We start from the raw sequence: 17,001 nt of genomic DNA, 5'->3' as shown, positions 1-17,001 counted from the left end.
CTACTCGCTGTGTAAAGATAATATATTTTATATAAAGCATAGATCTATATGTTAAAACTTAATCTTACTTCATCGCCACACCCAACCACTTCAACATCTCTCTCTCATCCCAGCCTTTACGTTTGGCATAATCTTGAGCTTGGTCTTCATCGATGCGACCTAAAGTGAAATAGTTACTTGCCGGGTGGGTGAAGTACCAACCGCAGACAGAAGCTGCCGGCCACATGGCGTAGCTTTCGGTGAGTTTCATGCCGATGCGTTGTTCTACTTCTAATAAATCCCAAATCAAGGCTTTTTCGGTATGTTCCGGGCAGCTTGGGTAGCCCGGTGCAGGGCGGATGCCGACATAGTTTTCATTGATTAAACCTTGGTTGTCGAATTCTTCTTGCGTGTAGCCCCAAATGCGGGTGCGTAGCTCAAAGTGCAGGTATTCTGCCATGGCTTCGGCGAGGCGGTCGCCCACGGCTTGTAGCAAGATGGCGTTGTAGTCATCGCCGGCGGCTTTGTAGCCTTCCACTAGCTCCATTTCTTCAATGCCGGCGCACACGGCGAACATCCCCATCCAGTCTTTTTTGCCACTTTCGCGATCAGCGATAAAGTCGCTCAAGGCAAAGTTAAATTGGCTTTTGCTGTTTTTGCCACGTTCCGTTTGTTGGCGTAAGCCGTAAGCCGTGCCGATGGTTTGCGTGCGGTCTTCATCGGAGAATAGCACCACATCATCGCCCACACGTTCCGCAGGGAAAATGCCCAATACGCCGCTTGGGTTAAGTTTGTGGTTTTGTTCAAACGCATCTAACATTGCTTGCGCATCATTCCACACGCGGCGGGCTTCTTCGCCACTTTCCGGATGATCAAAGGCATCCGGATAGCCGCCCATCAAGCCCCATACACGGAAGAATGGCGACCAGTCGATAAATTTGCGCAGCTCGGCAATTGGCACGTTTTTAAATTCCACAATGCCCGTTTGTTTTGGTGTTGGCGGCACATAATCCGCCCATTCACCGCTAAAGCCATCAAAACGGTTGGCGCGCGCCTCTTCAATGCTGAGCTGTTTACGCAACGGTTTGCGGTTAGCAAAAGATTGTTGGATTTTTTCGTAATCCTTCTTGAATTGTTCCCACAATGCGGCACGGCCTTCCGGGTTCATCAATGTGGCACACACCGTTACCGCACGGGAGGCGTTCGAGGTATAGAACACGCCGTGTTGTTTATATTTTGGGTACAGTTTAATGGCGGTATGTTCTTTGGAGGTGGTCGCACCGCCGATCAACACCGGCAAGTTCAAACCTAAACGGGTCATTTCGCCAAGGAAGTATTCCATTTCGTCTAAAGATGGTGTAATCAAACCGCTCAAGCCGATAAGATCCGCTTTTTCCTCAATGGCGGTTTGAATGATTTTGTCCGCTGGCACCATCACGCCCAAGTCAATCACTTCAAAGTTATTACATTGCAACACCACGCTCACGATGTTTTTGCCAATGTCGTGCACATCGCCTTTCACGGTGGCGATCACCACTTTGCCGTTGCTTGAGCCTTTTTGTTTGGTGGCGTTAATAAACGGTTCTAAATAGGCGACTGATTGTTTCATCACGCGTGCGGATTTCACCACTTGTGGCAGGAACATTTTGCCATCGCCGAACAAATCGCCCACCACGTCCATGCCTGCCATGAGCGGACCTTCGATGACCTCTAACGGTGTTGGCAATTTTTGGCGAGCCTCTTCGGTGTCTTCGATGATATGCGTAGTAATCCCTTTCACCAGAGCGTGTTTTAAGCGTTCTTCCACAGGCCACGTACGCCATTCAGCCACAGAATCTACCGCACTTTCATCGTTGCCTTGATTGCGATATTTTTCTGCAATATCGAGCAATTTCTCGGTGGCATCCGGGCTGCGGTTTAAGACGGCATCTTCTACGATTTCACGCAATTCAGGATCGAGATCGTCATAAATCGCAAGCTGGCCTGCGTTCACGATCCCCATATCCATGCCTTGTTTGATGGCGTGATAGAGGAATACGGCATGAATGGCTTCACGCATGACGTTGTTGCCGCGGAAGGAGAAGGACACGTTTGACACACCGCCGGAAATCTTGGCGTGCGGAAGACTACGTTTAATGCGACCTGTGGCGTTGATGAAATCTACGCCGTAGTTGTTGTGTTCTTCAATCCCGGTGCCAATGGCGAAAATATTCGGGTCGAAAATGATGTCTTCCGGCGGGAAGCCTACTTGGTTGACTAAGATGTTATAAGCACGGGTACAGATTTCCACTTTGCGATCTTCGGTGTCCGCTTGTCCCACTTCGTCAAACGCCATGACGACAACGGCTGCGCCGTATTTACGCACTAGTTTGGCATGTTCGATAAAGATTTCTTCACCTTCTTTTAAGGAAATGGAGTTCACAATCGGTTTGCCTTGCACTGATTGCAAGCCCGCCTCAATCACTTCCCATTTGGAGGAGTCAATCATCACGGGCACTTTAGCGGCATCCGGTTCAGTCGCCATAATATTGAGGAAACGGGTCATGCATTTTTTGCCGTTGAGCAAGGCTTCGTCCATGTTCACGTCGATGACTTGCGCGCCGTTTTCCACTTGGTCGATGGCAATTTCAATGGCTTCGGCAAATTTGTCTTCTTTAATTAAGCGTTTGAATTTTGCCGAACCCGTCACGTTATTACGTTCACCCACGTTCACGAACAAGCTTTCATCATCAATGTTAAGCGGTTCTAAGCCCGATAAACGCATGGCGGTTTTAATTTGTGGCAATTTGCGTGGTGGGATGTTTTCTACCGCATCGGCAAAGGCTTTGATGTGTTCCGGTGTGGTGCCGCAACAGCCACCGATAATGTTCACAAAACCGCTTTCCGCCCATTCTTTCAGTTGTGCAGCCATGTCTTCTGCACCTAAATCATAGCCACCAAAGGCATTCGGCAAGCCTGCGTTCGGGTGCACGGAAACGTAGGTTTCACTGATTTTAGACAGTTGTTCAACATACTGGCGTAATTCTTTAGGGCCTAGCGCACAGTTCAAACCGAATGTGAGTGGTTTGGCGTGGCGCAGGGAGTTGTAGAACGCTTCGGTGGTTTGTCCGGAAAGGGTGCGACCGGAAGCATCGGTAATGGTGCCGGAAATCATAATCGGCAATTCCACGCCTAATTCTTCAAACACGGTTTCGATGGCAAACACCGCTGCTTTGGCATTTAGCGTGTCGAAAATGGTTTCGATCATAATTAAATCGGCACCGCCTTCAATTAAGCCTCGTGTGGCTTCTGAATAGGCGTCCACCAATTCCATAAAGGTGACGTTACGGAAACCGGGGTCATTTACGTTCGGGGAAATGGACGCTGTGCGGTTCGTTGGGCCAAGAATCCCCGCGACGAATCTTGGTTTTTCCGGCGTGCTGTATTTATCCGCCGCCAAACGTGCCAGTTTCGCACCGGCAAAGTTGAGTTCGTAAGCAATGGATTGCAAGTCGTAATCCGCTTGCGCAATGGTGGTGGAGCTGAAGGTATTAGTTTCGATAATGTCTGCGCCGGCTTCTAAGTATTTTTCGTGAATGGCGGAAATCAACAGTGGTTGAGTTAAGGTGAGCAAATCATTATTGCCGCGTAAATCCACCACACTTTCTTTAAAGCGTTCACCACGGAAATCCGCTTCGGTGAGTTTATATTTTTGGATCATCGTGCCCATGGCGCCATCTAAAATTAAGATACGTTGGGCAAGAGCATTTTTTAGTATTTCAGTGGTGTTTTTCAAAATAAGCTTTCCGTTTGTTAGTATTCAAATAAATGAGTGAAATAGTAGGAAGATGTGCTTACGCTGTCAAATGTTATCTCTCTAAAAGTGCGGTGATTTTTTAGCGTGTTTTTACGACAGGCTTAAGCGAATTCTTTGCTGATTTTCTGCTTTTTATCTTGGTCTATGCTAAACTAGCGCGCAATTTTTTCCGTATTTTTGAATGATTTCTTATTCGTTATGAGTTTATCTACCCCTCTTTTTATTGCATTGCGCTATTGGCGGGCAAAAAGTGCTGATCGTTTTGGACGGTTGGTGACGAATTTAGCCAGTTTCGGCATTGTGCTTGGCGTGATGGCATTGATTATCGTGCTGTCTGTGATGAATGGTTTGGAAGGTTATCAAAAACAACAGGTGCTTTCTTCCATTCCACACGCTATTGTTAGCCCAAACGGCAAGGTGAAGATCGATGATGCCGAGCCACCGATGCCCAATTTTGTGCAAAAAGCCGTACCGATAAACATGACCAATGTGATTTTTCAAACCGCAAGTGGTGTTAGCGCAGGACAAGTGATTGGGATTCGACAATTTTCGGATGACCCGATTTTGTCTGCTTTATCCGAACCGCATTTTGAGGATTTGCTCCCGACAGGTGAGTTTAAAATCATTATTGGCGATCAACTGGCGCAGAAATTAAACCTGCATGTCGGTGACAAAGTGCGTTTGATGATTACCGAAAACAGCCAATACACGCCGTTCGGGCGCGTGCCGTTGCAGCGTTTATTTACCGTCAGCGAAATCTATTTTGATACGGGCGAAGTGTCAGGATATGAAGCCTTCGCCAATTTAACGGACATTGGGCGCTTAATGCGAATTCAGTCGGGCGAAGCCCAAGGTTTCCGTTTATTTTTAACGGATCCGTTCCAAATCACCGAGCTGCCGGCGGCATTTCCCACAGCCGCGCAAATCACCGATTGGCGCACGCAAAAAGGCGAGTTTTTCCAAGCGGTGCGCATGGAAAAAAATATGATGGGCTTGTTGGTGAGCTTAATTATCGTGGTGGCGGTGTCCAATATTATTACGTCTTTGAGTCTGATGGTGGTGGACAAACAGGGCGAGATCGCCATTTTGCAAACCCTCGGTTTAACGAAAGGACAGGTGCGTTCTATCTTTATTTATCAAGGTTTATTGGTGGGGTTAATGGGCACCTTGGCGGGCGCTATATTGGGCGTGTTAGTGACGTTAAATTTGGATGCCATTGTGAATCTCTTAGGCGCAAAAACACTCTATTTACCGACCGCACTTGAGCCGTGGCAAATTCTGACGATTGTCGCGTTTTCCTTATTATTGTCATTGTTATCCACCCTTTATCCTGCCTATCGCGCCGCGAAAGTGGAACCGGCAGAAGCCTTGCGCTACGAATAAAAAAGAGATGAAAAAATGAATACAGCATTATTATCTTGCCAACATATCACGAAATTTTATCAAGAAGGCACCCAACAAACGGAAGTGCTAAAACAGGTGTCTTTTTCTATGCAACCGAGCGAATTGGTCGCGATTGTGGGCAGTTCCGGTTCGGGCAAAAGTACGTTGCTACACACCTTGGGCGGTTTGGATCAACCGAGCAGCGGTGAAGTGTTTATCAAAGGACAATCGTTGCAACAAATGAGCCCGAACGCCTTGGCGAAGTTGCGCAATCAATATTTAGGGTTTGTGTATCAGTTTCATCATTTAATGGCAGATTTCACCGCACTTGAGAATGTCATGATGCCGATGCTTATCGGGCAACAAAATAAAACAGAAGCACAGGAGCGCGCCGAACAGATCTTAAGTGCGGTCGGTTTACAGCACAGAATTTCACATCGCCCGTCTGCGCTATCCGGTGGTGAACGTCAACGTGTGGCCATTGCCCGTGCGTTGGTGAATAATCCTGCTTTGGTGTTAGCAGACGAACCCACCGGGAATTTGGATCACAAAACCACGGAAAGCATTTTTGAGTTGATTCAACAGCTTAACCAAGAAAAGCAAATTGCGTTCTTATTGGTGACCCATGACTTGAATTTGGCGGAAAAATTGAATCGTCGTTTAATTATGCAAGACGGCGTGCTACGCGAGGAAAATGCCTGATGAATACGCCATTTTTTATTAGTTGGCGCTATCAACGCAGTAAACATAAAAACCGTTTGGTGTCGCTGATTTCGTTTTTTTCCAGCATCGGCATTGCCTTGGGCGTGGCGGTGTTAATTATCGGCTTAAGTGCCATGAACGGCTTTGAACGTGAACTCAATCAACGGATTTTGGCGGTCGTGCCGCATGCGGAAATTTCCTCTGCCAACGGGCAAAACAACGCACCGATCGATCATTGGCAATATCTTGCCGCCAAGCTACAGCAAAATCCACAAATTACCGGCGTTTCGCCTTTTGTCAGTTTTACCGCGCTCGTGGAAAACGGCGCGAAATTAAAAGTGGTGCAAATCAAAGGGGTAGAATCAGCGTTGCAGGATCACGTGAGTTCCCTTGGGCATTTTGTGCTAAATCAGGGATGGCAAAATTTTGCCCAACATGGCGGGTTGGTGCTGGGATCGGGGATTGCACGGGATTTGGATGTGCAAGAAGGGGATTGGGTTTCTCTGTTAATTTCACAACAAACAGGCTCGGAAAATTTGACGCAGCCGTTGCGTGAACGTATCCAAGTCACGGGGATTTTGCGTTTGGATGGACAGTTGGATCACAGTTATGCCCTCATGCCATTGGCACAAGCGCAACAGTTGATGAATTATCAAGCGGAACAGGTGAGCGGAGTAGAATTGAAAACCGCCGATCCGTTTAACATTCAAACCCTTGATTATTCCATGTTGCAAGATTATCCGCAGATGCTCTACCTGCAAAACTGGATCAGTAAATTCGGCTATATGTATCGTGATATTCAGCTGATTCGTACGGTGATGTACATTGCCATGGTACTGGTGATTGGGGTGGCGTGTTTTAACATTGTGTCCACACTCATTATGGCGGTGAAAGATAAAGCTGGTGATATTGCCATCATGCGTACTCTTGGGGCGAATAATGGGTTTATTAAGCGTATTTTTATTTGGTATGGCTTGCAGGCAGGCATGAAAGGCTGTCTGATTGGCATTGTGTTGGGCGTAATTTTAGCCTTAAATTTGACCGCACTTATACAGGGGCTGGAAGGTTTAATCGGCAGAAAATTATTGTCCGACGGTATTTATTTTGTGGATTTCCTCCCAACCAAACTGCATTGGCAGGATGTGTTGCTGGTGCTACTTTCGGCGTTAATTCTCAGTTTATTTGCCAGCCTTTATCCGGCAAATCGCGCAGCAAAATTGCAACCGGCACAGGTATTAAGCGGTCATTAAAAAAGAAATTAAATAAACTAGTTTACTAGTACAAATTGCAGTGGTAGAGTAATACCACTTTTTCGGATATTTTTGATTTTATGAAGATAAGTGAGTGAACAATGAAGACAAAAAACGATATTTCCATTGAAAATGACGATACGCGAATTGGCAAAATTGAACAGGTATTGCCCCCGATTGCCTTGCTAGAAAAATATCCGGCAAGCAGCATTGCAGTGAAAACCGTTGAAAATGCCCGTCACGAAGCGCATAACATTATTCATGGCGAAGATGATCGTTTACTTGTGGTGATCGGGCCTTGTTCCATTCACGATCCCAAAGCTGCATTAGAATATGCGAAACGCATTAAATTAATGCGCGAAAAATACCAAGATACCTTACAAATTATTATGCGTGTGTATTTTGAAAAACCGCGTACTACGGTGGGCTGGAAAGGCCTCATTAATGACCCGTACTTAAATAATACCTATGCCTTGAACGACGGTTTACGTATAGCGCGTAAATTGTTGTCTGATATTAACGATTTAACGGTGCCGACCGCAGGTGAATTTCTGGACATGATCACGCCGCAATATTTAGCGGATTTCATGAGTTGGGGCGCGATTGGCGCGAGAACCACCGAATCCCAAGTGCACCGGGAATTGGCTTCCGGTTTATCTTGTGCGGTAGGCTTTAAAAATGCGACCAACGGTGGCGTAAAAATTGCCTTAGATGCGATTGGAGCAGCAGAAGCGCCACACCATTTCTTGTCCGTCACGAAGTTTGGTCATTCTGCTATCGTTTCCACGAAAGGTAACGAAGACTGCCACATTATTTTACGCGGTGGCGACAATGGCCCGAATTACAGTGAACAAGCTGTAGCAGAAGTGTGCGATGAACTTGCCAAAGCTGGTTACAGAGCGCATGTGATGGTGGATTTTAGCCATGCCAACAGCTGCAAACAATTCAAAAAACAATTGGATGTGAGCCGTGATGTGGCTCGTCAAATTGCGGCAGGTTCCAATAAAATTTTCGGCGTGATGATTGAAAGTCATTTGGTCGAAGGCCGTCAAGATTTGGTGGAAGGCAAACCATTGATTTACGGACAAAGTATTACCGACAGCTGCATCGGCTGGGAAGACAGTGAAAACGTCTTACAAGAATTATCCGATGCGGTGGCGGCAAGACGCAAATTAAACGGCTGATCTCTTTTTCATCTGTTTATTTCAACTCAAAGTGCGGTGGATTTTCAGCGAGAATTTCCACCGCACTTTTTTTGACTTTTAAGTTAAACCGCCTCCGGATTTGGTATATCATATAGGGACTTATTTTCACTCACTGAGGCAATAATGGCGTCTAAAAATTCTCCTCCTGCGAAAGACCAAAACACCACCAATTTGAACATTCCTCCTCATTCCATCGAAGCTGAACAAGCCGTGTTGGGCAGTATTTTGCTGAACAACATGTATTGGGATGATGTGGCAGAAAATGTGGTGAAAGAGGATTTTTACCGCTTTGAACATCGTCTGATTTTTGAGGAAATGGAAAAGCTGATTGCTCAGCAATCGCCGGTGGATTTAATTACCTTAGAACAGGCGCTGAAAAGTCGAGAAGTCATCGAACAGGTGGGCGGCTTTGCTTATTTGGCGGAGCTTTCTAATAACACGCCAAGTGCTGCCAACGTGGTGGCTTATGCCAATGTGGTGCGAGAAAAGGCGATCATGCGTGAGTTGATTTCTGTGGGGAACAAAATTGCGCAAAACAGCTATTCTCCGAAAGGGCAGGATGTGAAACATTTGCTGGATGAGGCGGAGAGAGAAGTCTTTGCCATTGCTGAGAAGCGCACATCCGGTACTGAAGGCCCTCAAAATATCATTTCCATTCTGGAAAACACCATCAATAAAATCGAACAACTCAGCCAAATTAAAGATCATTCCGGTGTCACCGGCGTTTCCACCGGTTTCAAAGATTTAGATAAGAAAACGGCAGGTTTGCAAAAATCTGACTTGATTATTGTGGCGGCGCGTCCTTCTATGGGGAAAACCACCTTTGCCATGAACCTGTGTGAAAATGCAGCGTTAGGCAGTGATAAACCGGTATTGGTGTTTAGTTTAGAGATGCCGGCAGAACAAATTATGATGCGTAGCTTGGCGTCACTTTCACGTGTGGATCAAACGAAAATTCGTACCGGTCAGGGCTTGGATGACAACGATTGGGCAAAAATTTCCAGCACCATGGGGATGCTTGCGAAAAAACCGAATTTATTTATTGACGATTCTTCCGGGTTAACGCCGACGGAGCTACGTTCGCGTGCCAGACGGGTTTATCGTGAAAATAACGGCTTAAGTTTAATCATGGTGGACTACCTTCAATTAATGCGTGCCCCGGCATTTTCTGAGAATCGTACCTTAGAAATTGCAGAAATTTCCCGTTCTTTGAAAGCGTTGGCAAAAGAATTAGAAGTGCCGGTGATCGCCCTGTCACAATTAAACCGTACTTTGGAAAACCGTCAGGATAAACGCCCTGTCAACTCAGACTTGCGTGAGTCAGGCTCTATTGAGCAGGATGCGGACTTGATTATGTTTATTTATCGTGACGAAGTGTATAACCGTGAATCGGAAGAAAAAGGCATTGCGGAAATTATTATCGGTAAACAGCGTAACGGGCCGATTGGGCGCGTGAAGTTGGCATTCCAAGGCCATTTTTCCCGTTTTGATAACTTAGCAGAACATCATCATTACGATGATGAATATTAGATAACAGCGTAAAAGAGATAAAAAAATGCACATGAAACCGGCAACAGCGAAAATCAGTTCTGTTGCGTTAAAACACAATATTCAAACCATTAAACAAAAAGCCCCAAACAGTAAAATTATTGCGGTAGTCAAAGCCAACGCTTACGGACACGGCGTTGTGTTTGTGTCTTCTGCCGTCGAAAGTTTGGTAGATTGCTTTGGCGTGGCGCGTTTAGAAGAGGCCCTAAAATTACGTTCCAACGGCATTACCAAACCGATTTTGCTGTTAGAAGGTTTTTTCTCTTCCAAAGACTTACCCGTTCTCGCCGTCAATAACATTCAAACCGTCGTACATAGTCAAGAACAGTTGGTCGCCCTTGAGCAAGCCAAAATGCCTAATCCAATTAAAGTGTGGTTAAAAATTGATACCGGTATGCATCGATTGGGCGTGCATTTGGACGAAGTGGACAACTTTTATCAAAAACTTAAATCGCTTCCGTGCGTTGATCCGAATATTGGCTTTGTGAGTCATTTTAGCCGTGCTGATGAGCTCGCGTGCGGTTATACGGAAAAACAATTAAGCCGCTTTTTACAGGCAACGGAAGGCAAATCCGGTGAGCGAAGTATTTCGGCTTCCGGCGGTATTTTATTCTGGCCGGAGGCTCATTTAGATTGGATTCGCCCGGGTATTATTATGTACGGTATTTCACCGAATAACACCGCGGGTAAAGAATACGGTTTAACACCGGTGATGAATTTAACCTCCTCTTTAATTGCGGTACGCGAACATAAAAAAGGCGAACCAGTAGGATATGGCGGGGTTTGGACGAGTGAAAAAGACACGAAAATCGGTGTAGTGGCGATTGGTTATGGTGATGGTTATCCACGCGATGTGCCACAAGGAACACCGGTTTACCTGAATGGTCGCCGTGTGCCGATTGTGGGGAAAGTGTCCATGGATATGCTCACCGTGGATCTGGGCGCAGACAGTCAAGACAAGGTTGGCGATGAGGTAATCTTGTGGGGTAAAGAATTACCGATTGAAGAAATTGCAGAAATTATGGGCATAATCAGTTATGAATTAATCACCAAATTAACCCCGCGTGTATTAACCGAATACATCGATTAAATTTAAGGAGTGCTTATGCAAAACATCAATCCAACCCAAACAAATGCATGGAAAGCGTTAACCCAACATCATGCGCAACGTAAGAATACAACGATTCAAGATTTATTTGCGCAAGAAAAAGATCGTTTCGCCAACTATTCGTTAACCTTTAACAACGAGATTTTGGTCGATTTTTCCAAAAATAACCTGACTAAAGAAACTCTTGGTTTATTGCGTCAACTCACTGAAGAGTGTGGTTTAACTCAAGCCAAAGAAGCCATGTTCAACGGCGAAAAAATCAACCGTACGGAAAATCGTGCCGTATTACATACCGCACTTCGTAACCGTGCCAATACGCCGGTTTTCGTGGATGGCAAAGATGTGATGCCGGAAGTTAATGCCGTGCTCGCCAAAATGAAATCGTTCTGTGAACGTGTGATTTCCGGTGAATGGAAAGGTTATACCGGCAAAGCTATTACTGATGTGATCAATATCGGTATCGGCGGTTCCGATCTTGGCCCTTACATGGTGACCGAAGCTTTGCGCCCGTATAAAAATCATTTAACCATGCATTTTGTGTCTAACGTGGACGGTACACACATCGCGGAAACGTTGAAAAAAGTGAATCCGGAAACTACGTTAATTTTAGTGGCGTCCAAAACCTTCACCACTCAAGAAACCATGACGAATGCCTTGTCTGCTCGTGATTGGTTCCTTGCCGCAGCAAAAGATCCTGCTCATGTGGCAAAACATTTTGCAGCGCTTTCAACCAATGCAAAAGCGGTCGCGGAATTCGGCATTGATACTAACAATATGTTTGAATTCTGGGATTGGGTTGGCGGTCGTTATTCTTTATGGTCAGCGATCGGGTTGTCTATTGCGCTTTCTATCGGCTTTGAAAACTTTGAAGCGTTATTAAGTGGTGCCCATGAAATGGATAAACATTTCCGTCATGCACCATTGGAACAAAATATTCCGACAACACTGGCTTTAGTGGGCTTGTGGAACACTAACTTCTTGGGCGCACAAACGGAAGCGATTTTACCTTACGACCAATATTTACACCGTTTTGCCGCCTATTTCCAACAAGGCAATATGGAATCCAACGGGAAATACGTTGATCGCAACGGCAAGGTGATTCATGATTATCAAACCGGTCCAATTATTTGGGGTGAACCGGGCACGAACGGTCAACACGCATTTTATCAATTGATTCACCAAGGCACCACATTAATTCCTTGTGATTTCATTGCACCGGCACAAAGCCATAATCCGTTGTCTGATCATCATAATAAATTGCTTTCCAACTTCTTTGCGCAAACCGAAGCGTTAGCGTTCGGTAAAACCAAAGAACAAGTGGAAGCCGAATTTTTGAATGCGGGCAAAACCTTGGCAGATGTGAAAGATATCGTACCGTTTAAAGTATTCACCGGTAACAAACCGACCAACTCCATTTTGTTGCAAAAAATCACACCGTTTAGTTTAGGTGCGTTGATTGCCATGTACGAACACAAAATTTTCGTACAAGGCGTGTTGTTCAACATTTACAGCTTCGACCAATGGGGCGTGGAATTAGGCAAACAACTGGCCAACCGAATTCTGCCGGAATTGGTCACCAACGAGAAAGTGGAAAGCCACGACAGCTCAACCAATGGCTTGATTAATCAATTCAAAGCTTGGCGTTAATTCAGTCTGATTGGCAATGCTAATTAGCAATAAAGTGCGGTTACAAAAAGCGGTGTTTTTTAACCGCACTTTGGCTTTTCTTACTGCCAGAAAATGAATTTTATGCTAGAATCCGCACACTCTTTTTTATTCATCTTACAAAGGAAATAACATGAAAGTTTTAGAAGGTCATATCGCTGCACCAGAAGCGAAAGTTGCCGTTGTTATCGGACGCTTTAACAGTTTTATCAATGAAAGTCTTTTGGAAGGTGCTCTTGATGCGTTGAAACGTGTCGGTCAAGTAAAAGACGAAAATATCACTTTAGTTCGCGTACCTGGCGCGTATGAATTGCCATTAGTTGCTCGTCGTTTGGCAGGAAGCAAAAAATTTGATGCGATCGTTGCTTTAGGCACAGTGATTCGTGGTGGTACAGCGCATTTTGAATATGTTGCAGGCGAAGCCAGCAGTGGTTTAGGCAAAGTAGCGATGGAATCTGACATTCCGGTAGCATTCGGCGTATTAACCACGGAAAATATCGAACAAGCCATTGAACGCGCCGGCACCAAAGCAGGCAATAAAGGCGCGGAAGCCGCATTGGTTGCGTTAGAGATGGTGAATCTTTTAAATCAAATTCAGGCAGCGTAAGTGACAATGACGAAACAAGTAAAGAAAATCTCTCCTCGTCGTCGTGCACGTGAATGTGCCGTGCAAGCCTTATATTCTTGGGCGGTTTCACAAAATTCACCGGAAATCGTGGAACTCAATTTCATGACCGAACAGGACATGAAAGGCGTAGATACTCCGTATTTCCGCAAATTATTCCGCCAAACGGTGGAGAATGTTGAGGCAGTGGAACGCACCATGCAAGGCTATTTAGATCGTGGTTTAGCGGAATTAGACCCCATTGAAAAGGCCATTTTGCGTTTAGCGGTGTATGAGCTGCAATTTGAGGCGGATGTGCCGTATAAAGTGGTAATCAACGAAGCGATCGAAGTCGCCAAAGTCTTTGGCGCAGATGAAAGCCACAAGTATATCAACGGTGTGTTGGATAAAATCGCACCGGTTGTACGACGTTAATCTTCATTGAGACAAGGAGGCACAATGATAGAGGGTGAATTTGATATTATTCAACGCTATTTTACCGCCTCTAAACGTTTGCCTCGTAAAGATGTCCTTCTTTCTATCGGTGACGATTGTGCTGTCACCGAATTAAATCCTAATCAACATCTTGCGATTACCACCGACACCATGGTGGAAAACGTCCATTTTCTGCCGAATATTCGTCCTGCCGATTTGGCGTATAAAGCCGTTGCCTGCAATTTAAGCGATCTTGCCGCTATGGGAGCTGAGCCGGCTTGGATTTCATTAGCCTTAACCCTGCCAAAAATTGATCATGATTGGTTGGCGGAATTCAGCGAAAGTTTTTTTGATATCCTCGATCATTACAACGTGGATTTAATCGGTGGAGACACAACCAAAGGTCCCTTAAGCGTCACTATTACTGCGCAAGGCATTATGGCGAAGAACAAATGTCTTTGCCGTCATCACGCCAAAGTGGGCGATTGGATCTATGTGTCCGGCACGTTGGGCGATAGCGCTGCGGGTTTAACTTTCCTGTTACAAGGCAAAAGTGCGGTCAATTCTGCGCAAGAATATTTAATTCGACGCCATTTACATCCAACACCAAGAGTACTGCTCGGCATGGAACTGGCCATGACCGGCTTTGTGAATGCCGCCGTGGATATTTCTGACGGCTTGGTTGCCGATCTTGGGCATATTTTAACGCGTAGCCAATGTGGCGCTGTGCTTGAGTTAGACAAACTCCCACTTTCCGCTCAATTAATTGATGAATTCGGTGTGGAACAAGCGGAGCAATTTGCTTTATCGGGCGGTGAAGACTATGAGTTATGTTTTACCGTGCCGGATAGCCATAAAGCAAAATTAGAAAAAGCCTTGGCGCATCTCGGTATATCCTATACCTGTGTCGGACAAATTCGCCATGCCGGCAAAAAGCGCATTCAATTTCAACGTAACGGCCAGCCGGTAGACATTGTCACTCGCGGCGGTTTCGATCATTTTAAATAGGTCTTTTATTATGACTGCACCACAAAATCCCCTTGAACGGGTGACGTTGCGCAATCCTATTCATTTTCTCGCATTGGGTTTCGGCTCCGGTTTATTGCATCCGGCGCCCGGTACTTGGGGCAGTTTGGTGGGTGTGATCGTTGGCGCATTATTATTGCCTTGGCTGGGTGCAAAAACGTTTTTTATCTTGACCGCACTTTGTTTCTTTCTCGGCATTTGGTTATGCGAACGCACCAGCCACGACATGGGCGTACACGATCATGGCAGCATTGTGTGGGATGAAATTGTTGCCGTTTTCTTGGTGTTGTTAGCCGTGCCACAAGTGTCCTTATTTTGGTGCACGATTGCGTTTTTGACCTTCCGTTTGTTTGATATTTTAAAACCTTATCCGATCCGCTATTTCGACGAAAAACTCACCAACGGCTTCGGTATTATGGTGGATGATATTTTGGCGGCCGGTTATAGCATTCTCGTCATTCTTGCCTTAGCGCATTTTATTTAGCAACAGCATGTTACATTTAATGTTTGTCCATTTAGTGGGATTGCTCTCGCCCGGACCCGATTTCTTTTATGTCAGCCGTGCTGCCGCAATACATTCTCGGCGAATCGCAATTTATGGTGTAATCGGCATTACGATTGGCGTGTCCATTTGGGCAACGGCTGCGGTGTTAGGTTTGGCGATTGTATTCAAAACGATGCCGGCGTTGCAGGGTATTATTATGGCATTGGGCGGTAGCTATTTGTTTTATCTGGGTGTGAAAATGGCTCGGGTTACAACCAACGCGGTATTTGATGAAACTAATTCGCGACAAAACACCGAATCTAAAAATGAAATTATCAAAGGCTTGTTGGTGAATTTATCCAATGCCAAAGTGGTGATTTATTTCAGCAGCGTGATGTCTTTTGTCCTCGTTAACATTACAGAAATGTGGCAAATTTTGACCGCACTTTTGCTTATTACACTGGAAACGTTTGTTTATTTCTATGTGATTTCCATTTTGTTTTCACGTCCGTTTACCAAGCGTTTTTATAGCCGATATAGTCGTTATATTGACAATGTTTCCGGCGTGATTTTTATTTTATTTGGTGCATACTTAATTTACAGTGGTGCGTTGAAAATTATAAATTAGTTTAAATCGGAGAAGATTATGGCTTTAAGAATTGCAATTGTAGGCGCCGGCGGTCGCATGGGGCGTCAATTAATTCAAGCAGTACAAAACACAGAAGGCGTGGCATTAGGTGCAGCATTTGAGCGCAAAGGCTCTTCATTGGTCGGTGCAGATGCCGGTGAGTTGGCAGGCATTGGTCATGTAGGCGTTCCAGTGGGCGATGATTTGAATGCGGCAAAAGAACAATTCGATGTGCTGATTGATTTCACCCGCCCGGAAGGCACCTTGGAACATTTGACATTTTGTGTGGCGAATCAAAAAAATATCATTATTGGCACGACAGGCTTTGATGATGCAGGCAAAGCGGCAATTAAAGCCGCAGCAGAACAGATTGGCGTTGTGTTTGCCTCTAACTTCAGCGTGGGCGTGAATCTGGTGTTCAAATTATTGGAAAAAGCTGCCAAAGTGATGGGCGATTATTGCGACATTGAAATCATTGAAGCGCACCATCGCCACAAAGTGGACGCACCGTCCGGCACCGCACTTTCCATGGGCGAGCACATCGCTAAAACGCTAGGACGTGGTTTGAAAACCCACGGCGTATTTTGCCGTGACGGTATTATCGGCGAACGCAAACGAGATGAAATCGGTTTTTCAACGATACGCGCTTCTGATGTGGTGGGCGAACATAGCGTTTGGTTTGCTGACATCGGCGAACGCGTTGAAATTGCTCACAAAGCGTCTAGCCGTATGACCTTTGCGAACGGCGCCGTGCGTGCGGCGAAATGGCTTGAAGGAAAAGACAAAGGCTTGTTTGATATGACAGACGTATTGGACTTAAACAACTTATAAAAGTAGGGGCGAGTGAACGCCCCTTTTTTATATCCGAAATTGACCGTAATTTCAGCTTCATCAATCAAAGTGCGGTTATTTTTTACGGCGTTTTTAAAGTTCAATCTCCAAATCTTCTTCTACCCGACAGCAACACAATAAAATCTCATCTGGTTGTAAAAAGGCTAATGGTGTTTCCGCATAGGACACTTTGCCTTTTTTTATTTTTACTCGACAAGAACCGCAATAGCCGCTACGACATTGGTATTCATGGTAAATGCCATGTTGTTCCAAGCGATTGAGGAGCGGGATTTGATTATCGTGTTCGATGGTTTGACGGCTGTGTAATAAATGGATTTTCATGATTGTTAAAAGAAA

Annotated in this window: 15 protein-coding genes; 13 read left to right on the top strand and 2 right to left on the bottom strand. The window is 45.4% G+C overall.

Annotated features, from left to right (window positions below; all coding sequences use genetic code 11):
• Positions 1-64 precede the first annotated feature (64 nt).
• Positions 65-3,757, bottom strand: a complete 3,693-nt coding sequence (gene metH / locus ACO5E4_RS03165; RefSeq protein ID WP_485862075.1) for a methionine synthase — start codon at positions 3,755-3,757, stop codon at positions 65-67.
• A gap of 216 nt (positions 3,758-3,973) precedes the next feature.
• On the opposite strand from metH, the gene ACO5E4_RS03160 reads away from it, so the two are divergent.
• The 13 genes from ACO5E4_RS03160 (at position 3,974) to dapB (ending at position 16,644) form a co-directional block, all read left to right on the top strand.
• Positions 3,974-5,158, top strand: coding sequence for a lipoprotein-releasing ABC transporter permease subunit (locus tag ACO5E4_RS03160; RefSeq protein ID WP_485862046.1), 1,185 nt, complete (start codon positions 3,974-3,976; stop codon positions 5,156-5,158).
• Between the two features lie 15 nt (positions 5,159-5,173).
• Entirely contained in the window at positions 5,174-5,860 is a 687-nt protein-coding gene (gene lolD, locus ACO5E4_RS03155) for a lipoprotein-releasing ABC transporter ATP-binding protein LolD (RefSeq protein WP_485862045.1), read from the top strand.
• On the top strand, positions 5,860-7,110 hold the full coding sequence (gene lolE / locus ACO5E4_RS03150) for a lipoprotein-releasing ABC transporter permease subunit LolE (RefSeq protein WP_485862044.1): 1,251 nt from the start codon (positions 5,860-5,862) through the stop codon (positions 7,108-7,110). Before lolD ends, lolE begins: the two co-directional genes overlap by 1 nt.
• A 101-nt stretch (positions 7,111-7,211) precedes the next feature.
• Positions 7,212-8,294: a 3-deoxy-7-phosphoheptulonate synthase AroG gene (gene aroG, locus ACO5E4_RS03145; protein ID WP_485862043.1), complete on the top strand. Its 1,083-nt coding sequence runs from the start codon at positions 7,212-7,214 to the stop codon at positions 8,292-8,294.
• Between the two features lie 144 nt (positions 8,295-8,438).
• The gene (locus tag ACO5E4_RS03140; RefSeq protein ID WP_297930232.1) at positions 8,439-9,845 is read left to right on the top strand and encodes a replicative DNA helicase; all 1,407 of its coding nucleotides are present in this window, start codon (positions 8,439-8,441) and stop codon (positions 9,843-9,845) included.
• Positions 9,846-9,870: 25 nt separating this feature from the next.
• Complete coding sequence (gene alr, locus ACO5E4_RS03135) at positions 9,871-10,953, top strand: alanine racemase (RefSeq protein WP_485862042.1); 1,083 nt, start codon at positions 9,871-9,873, stop codon at positions 10,951-10,953.
• A 15-nt stretch (positions 10,954-10,968) separates the two neighbouring features.
• Positions 10,969-12,618: a glucose-6-phosphate isomerase gene (gene pgi, locus ACO5E4_RS03130; protein WP_485862041.1), complete on the top strand. Its 1,650-nt coding sequence runs from the start codon at positions 10,969-10,971 to the stop codon at positions 12,616-12,618.
• Positions 12,619-12,769: 151 nt separating this feature from the next.
• Positions 12,770-13,243, top strand: coding sequence for a 6,7-dimethyl-8-ribityllumazine synthase (gene ribH, locus ACO5E4_RS03125; RefSeq protein WP_314953109.1), 474 nt, complete (start codon positions 12,770-12,772; stop codon positions 13,241-13,243).
• Positions 13,244-13,249: 6 nt separating this feature from the next.
• Positions 13,250-13,675 (top strand): transcription antitermination factor NusB, encoded by a 426-nt coding sequence (nusB, locus tag ACO5E4_RS03120; RefSeq protein WP_485862040.1) that lies wholly within the window; start codon positions 13,250-13,252, stop codon positions 13,673-13,675.
• Positions 13,676-13,699: 24 nt separating this feature from the next.
• Positions 13,700-14,683, top strand: a complete 984-nt coding sequence (thiL, locus tag ACO5E4_RS03115) for a thiamine-phosphate kinase (protein ID WP_485862039.1) — start codon at positions 13,700-13,702, stop codon at positions 14,681-14,683.
• Positions 14,684-14,693: 10 nt separating this feature from the next.
• On the top strand, positions 14,694-15,185 hold the full coding sequence (locus ACO5E4_RS03110; RefSeq protein ID WP_485862038.1) for a phosphatidylglycerophosphatase A family protein: 492 nt from the start codon (positions 14,694-14,696) through the stop codon (positions 15,183-15,185).
• A gap of 7 nt (positions 15,186-15,192) precedes the next feature.
• On the top strand, positions 15,193-15,813 hold the full coding sequence (locus ACO5E4_RS03105) for a LysE family transporter (protein ID WP_485862037.1): 621 nt from the start codon (positions 15,193-15,195) through the stop codon (positions 15,811-15,813).
• Between the two features lie 18 nt (positions 15,814-15,831).
• Complete coding sequence (dapB, locus tag ACO5E4_RS03100) at positions 15,832-16,644, top strand: 4-hydroxy-tetrahydrodipicolinate reductase (RefSeq protein WP_485862036.1); 813 nt, start codon at positions 15,832-15,834, stop codon at positions 16,642-16,644.
• Between the two features lie 93 nt (positions 16,645-16,737).
• Here the strand turns inward: dapB and yfaE are convergent, their stop codons facing one another.
• Positions 16,738-16,986, bottom strand: a complete 249-nt coding sequence (gene yfaE, locus ACO5E4_RS03095; protein ID WP_314311680.1) for a class I ribonucleotide reductase maintenance protein YfaE — start codon at positions 16,984-16,986, stop codon at positions 16,738-16,740.
• Between the last annotated feature and the right edge of the window lie 15 nt (positions 16,987-17,001).

It is taken from the genome of Aggregatibacter sp. (assembly GCF_057314075.1).
The sequence above is the reverse complement of the archived record's forward strand: the minus strand, read 5'-3'. Positions and strand labels throughout refer to the sequence as shown.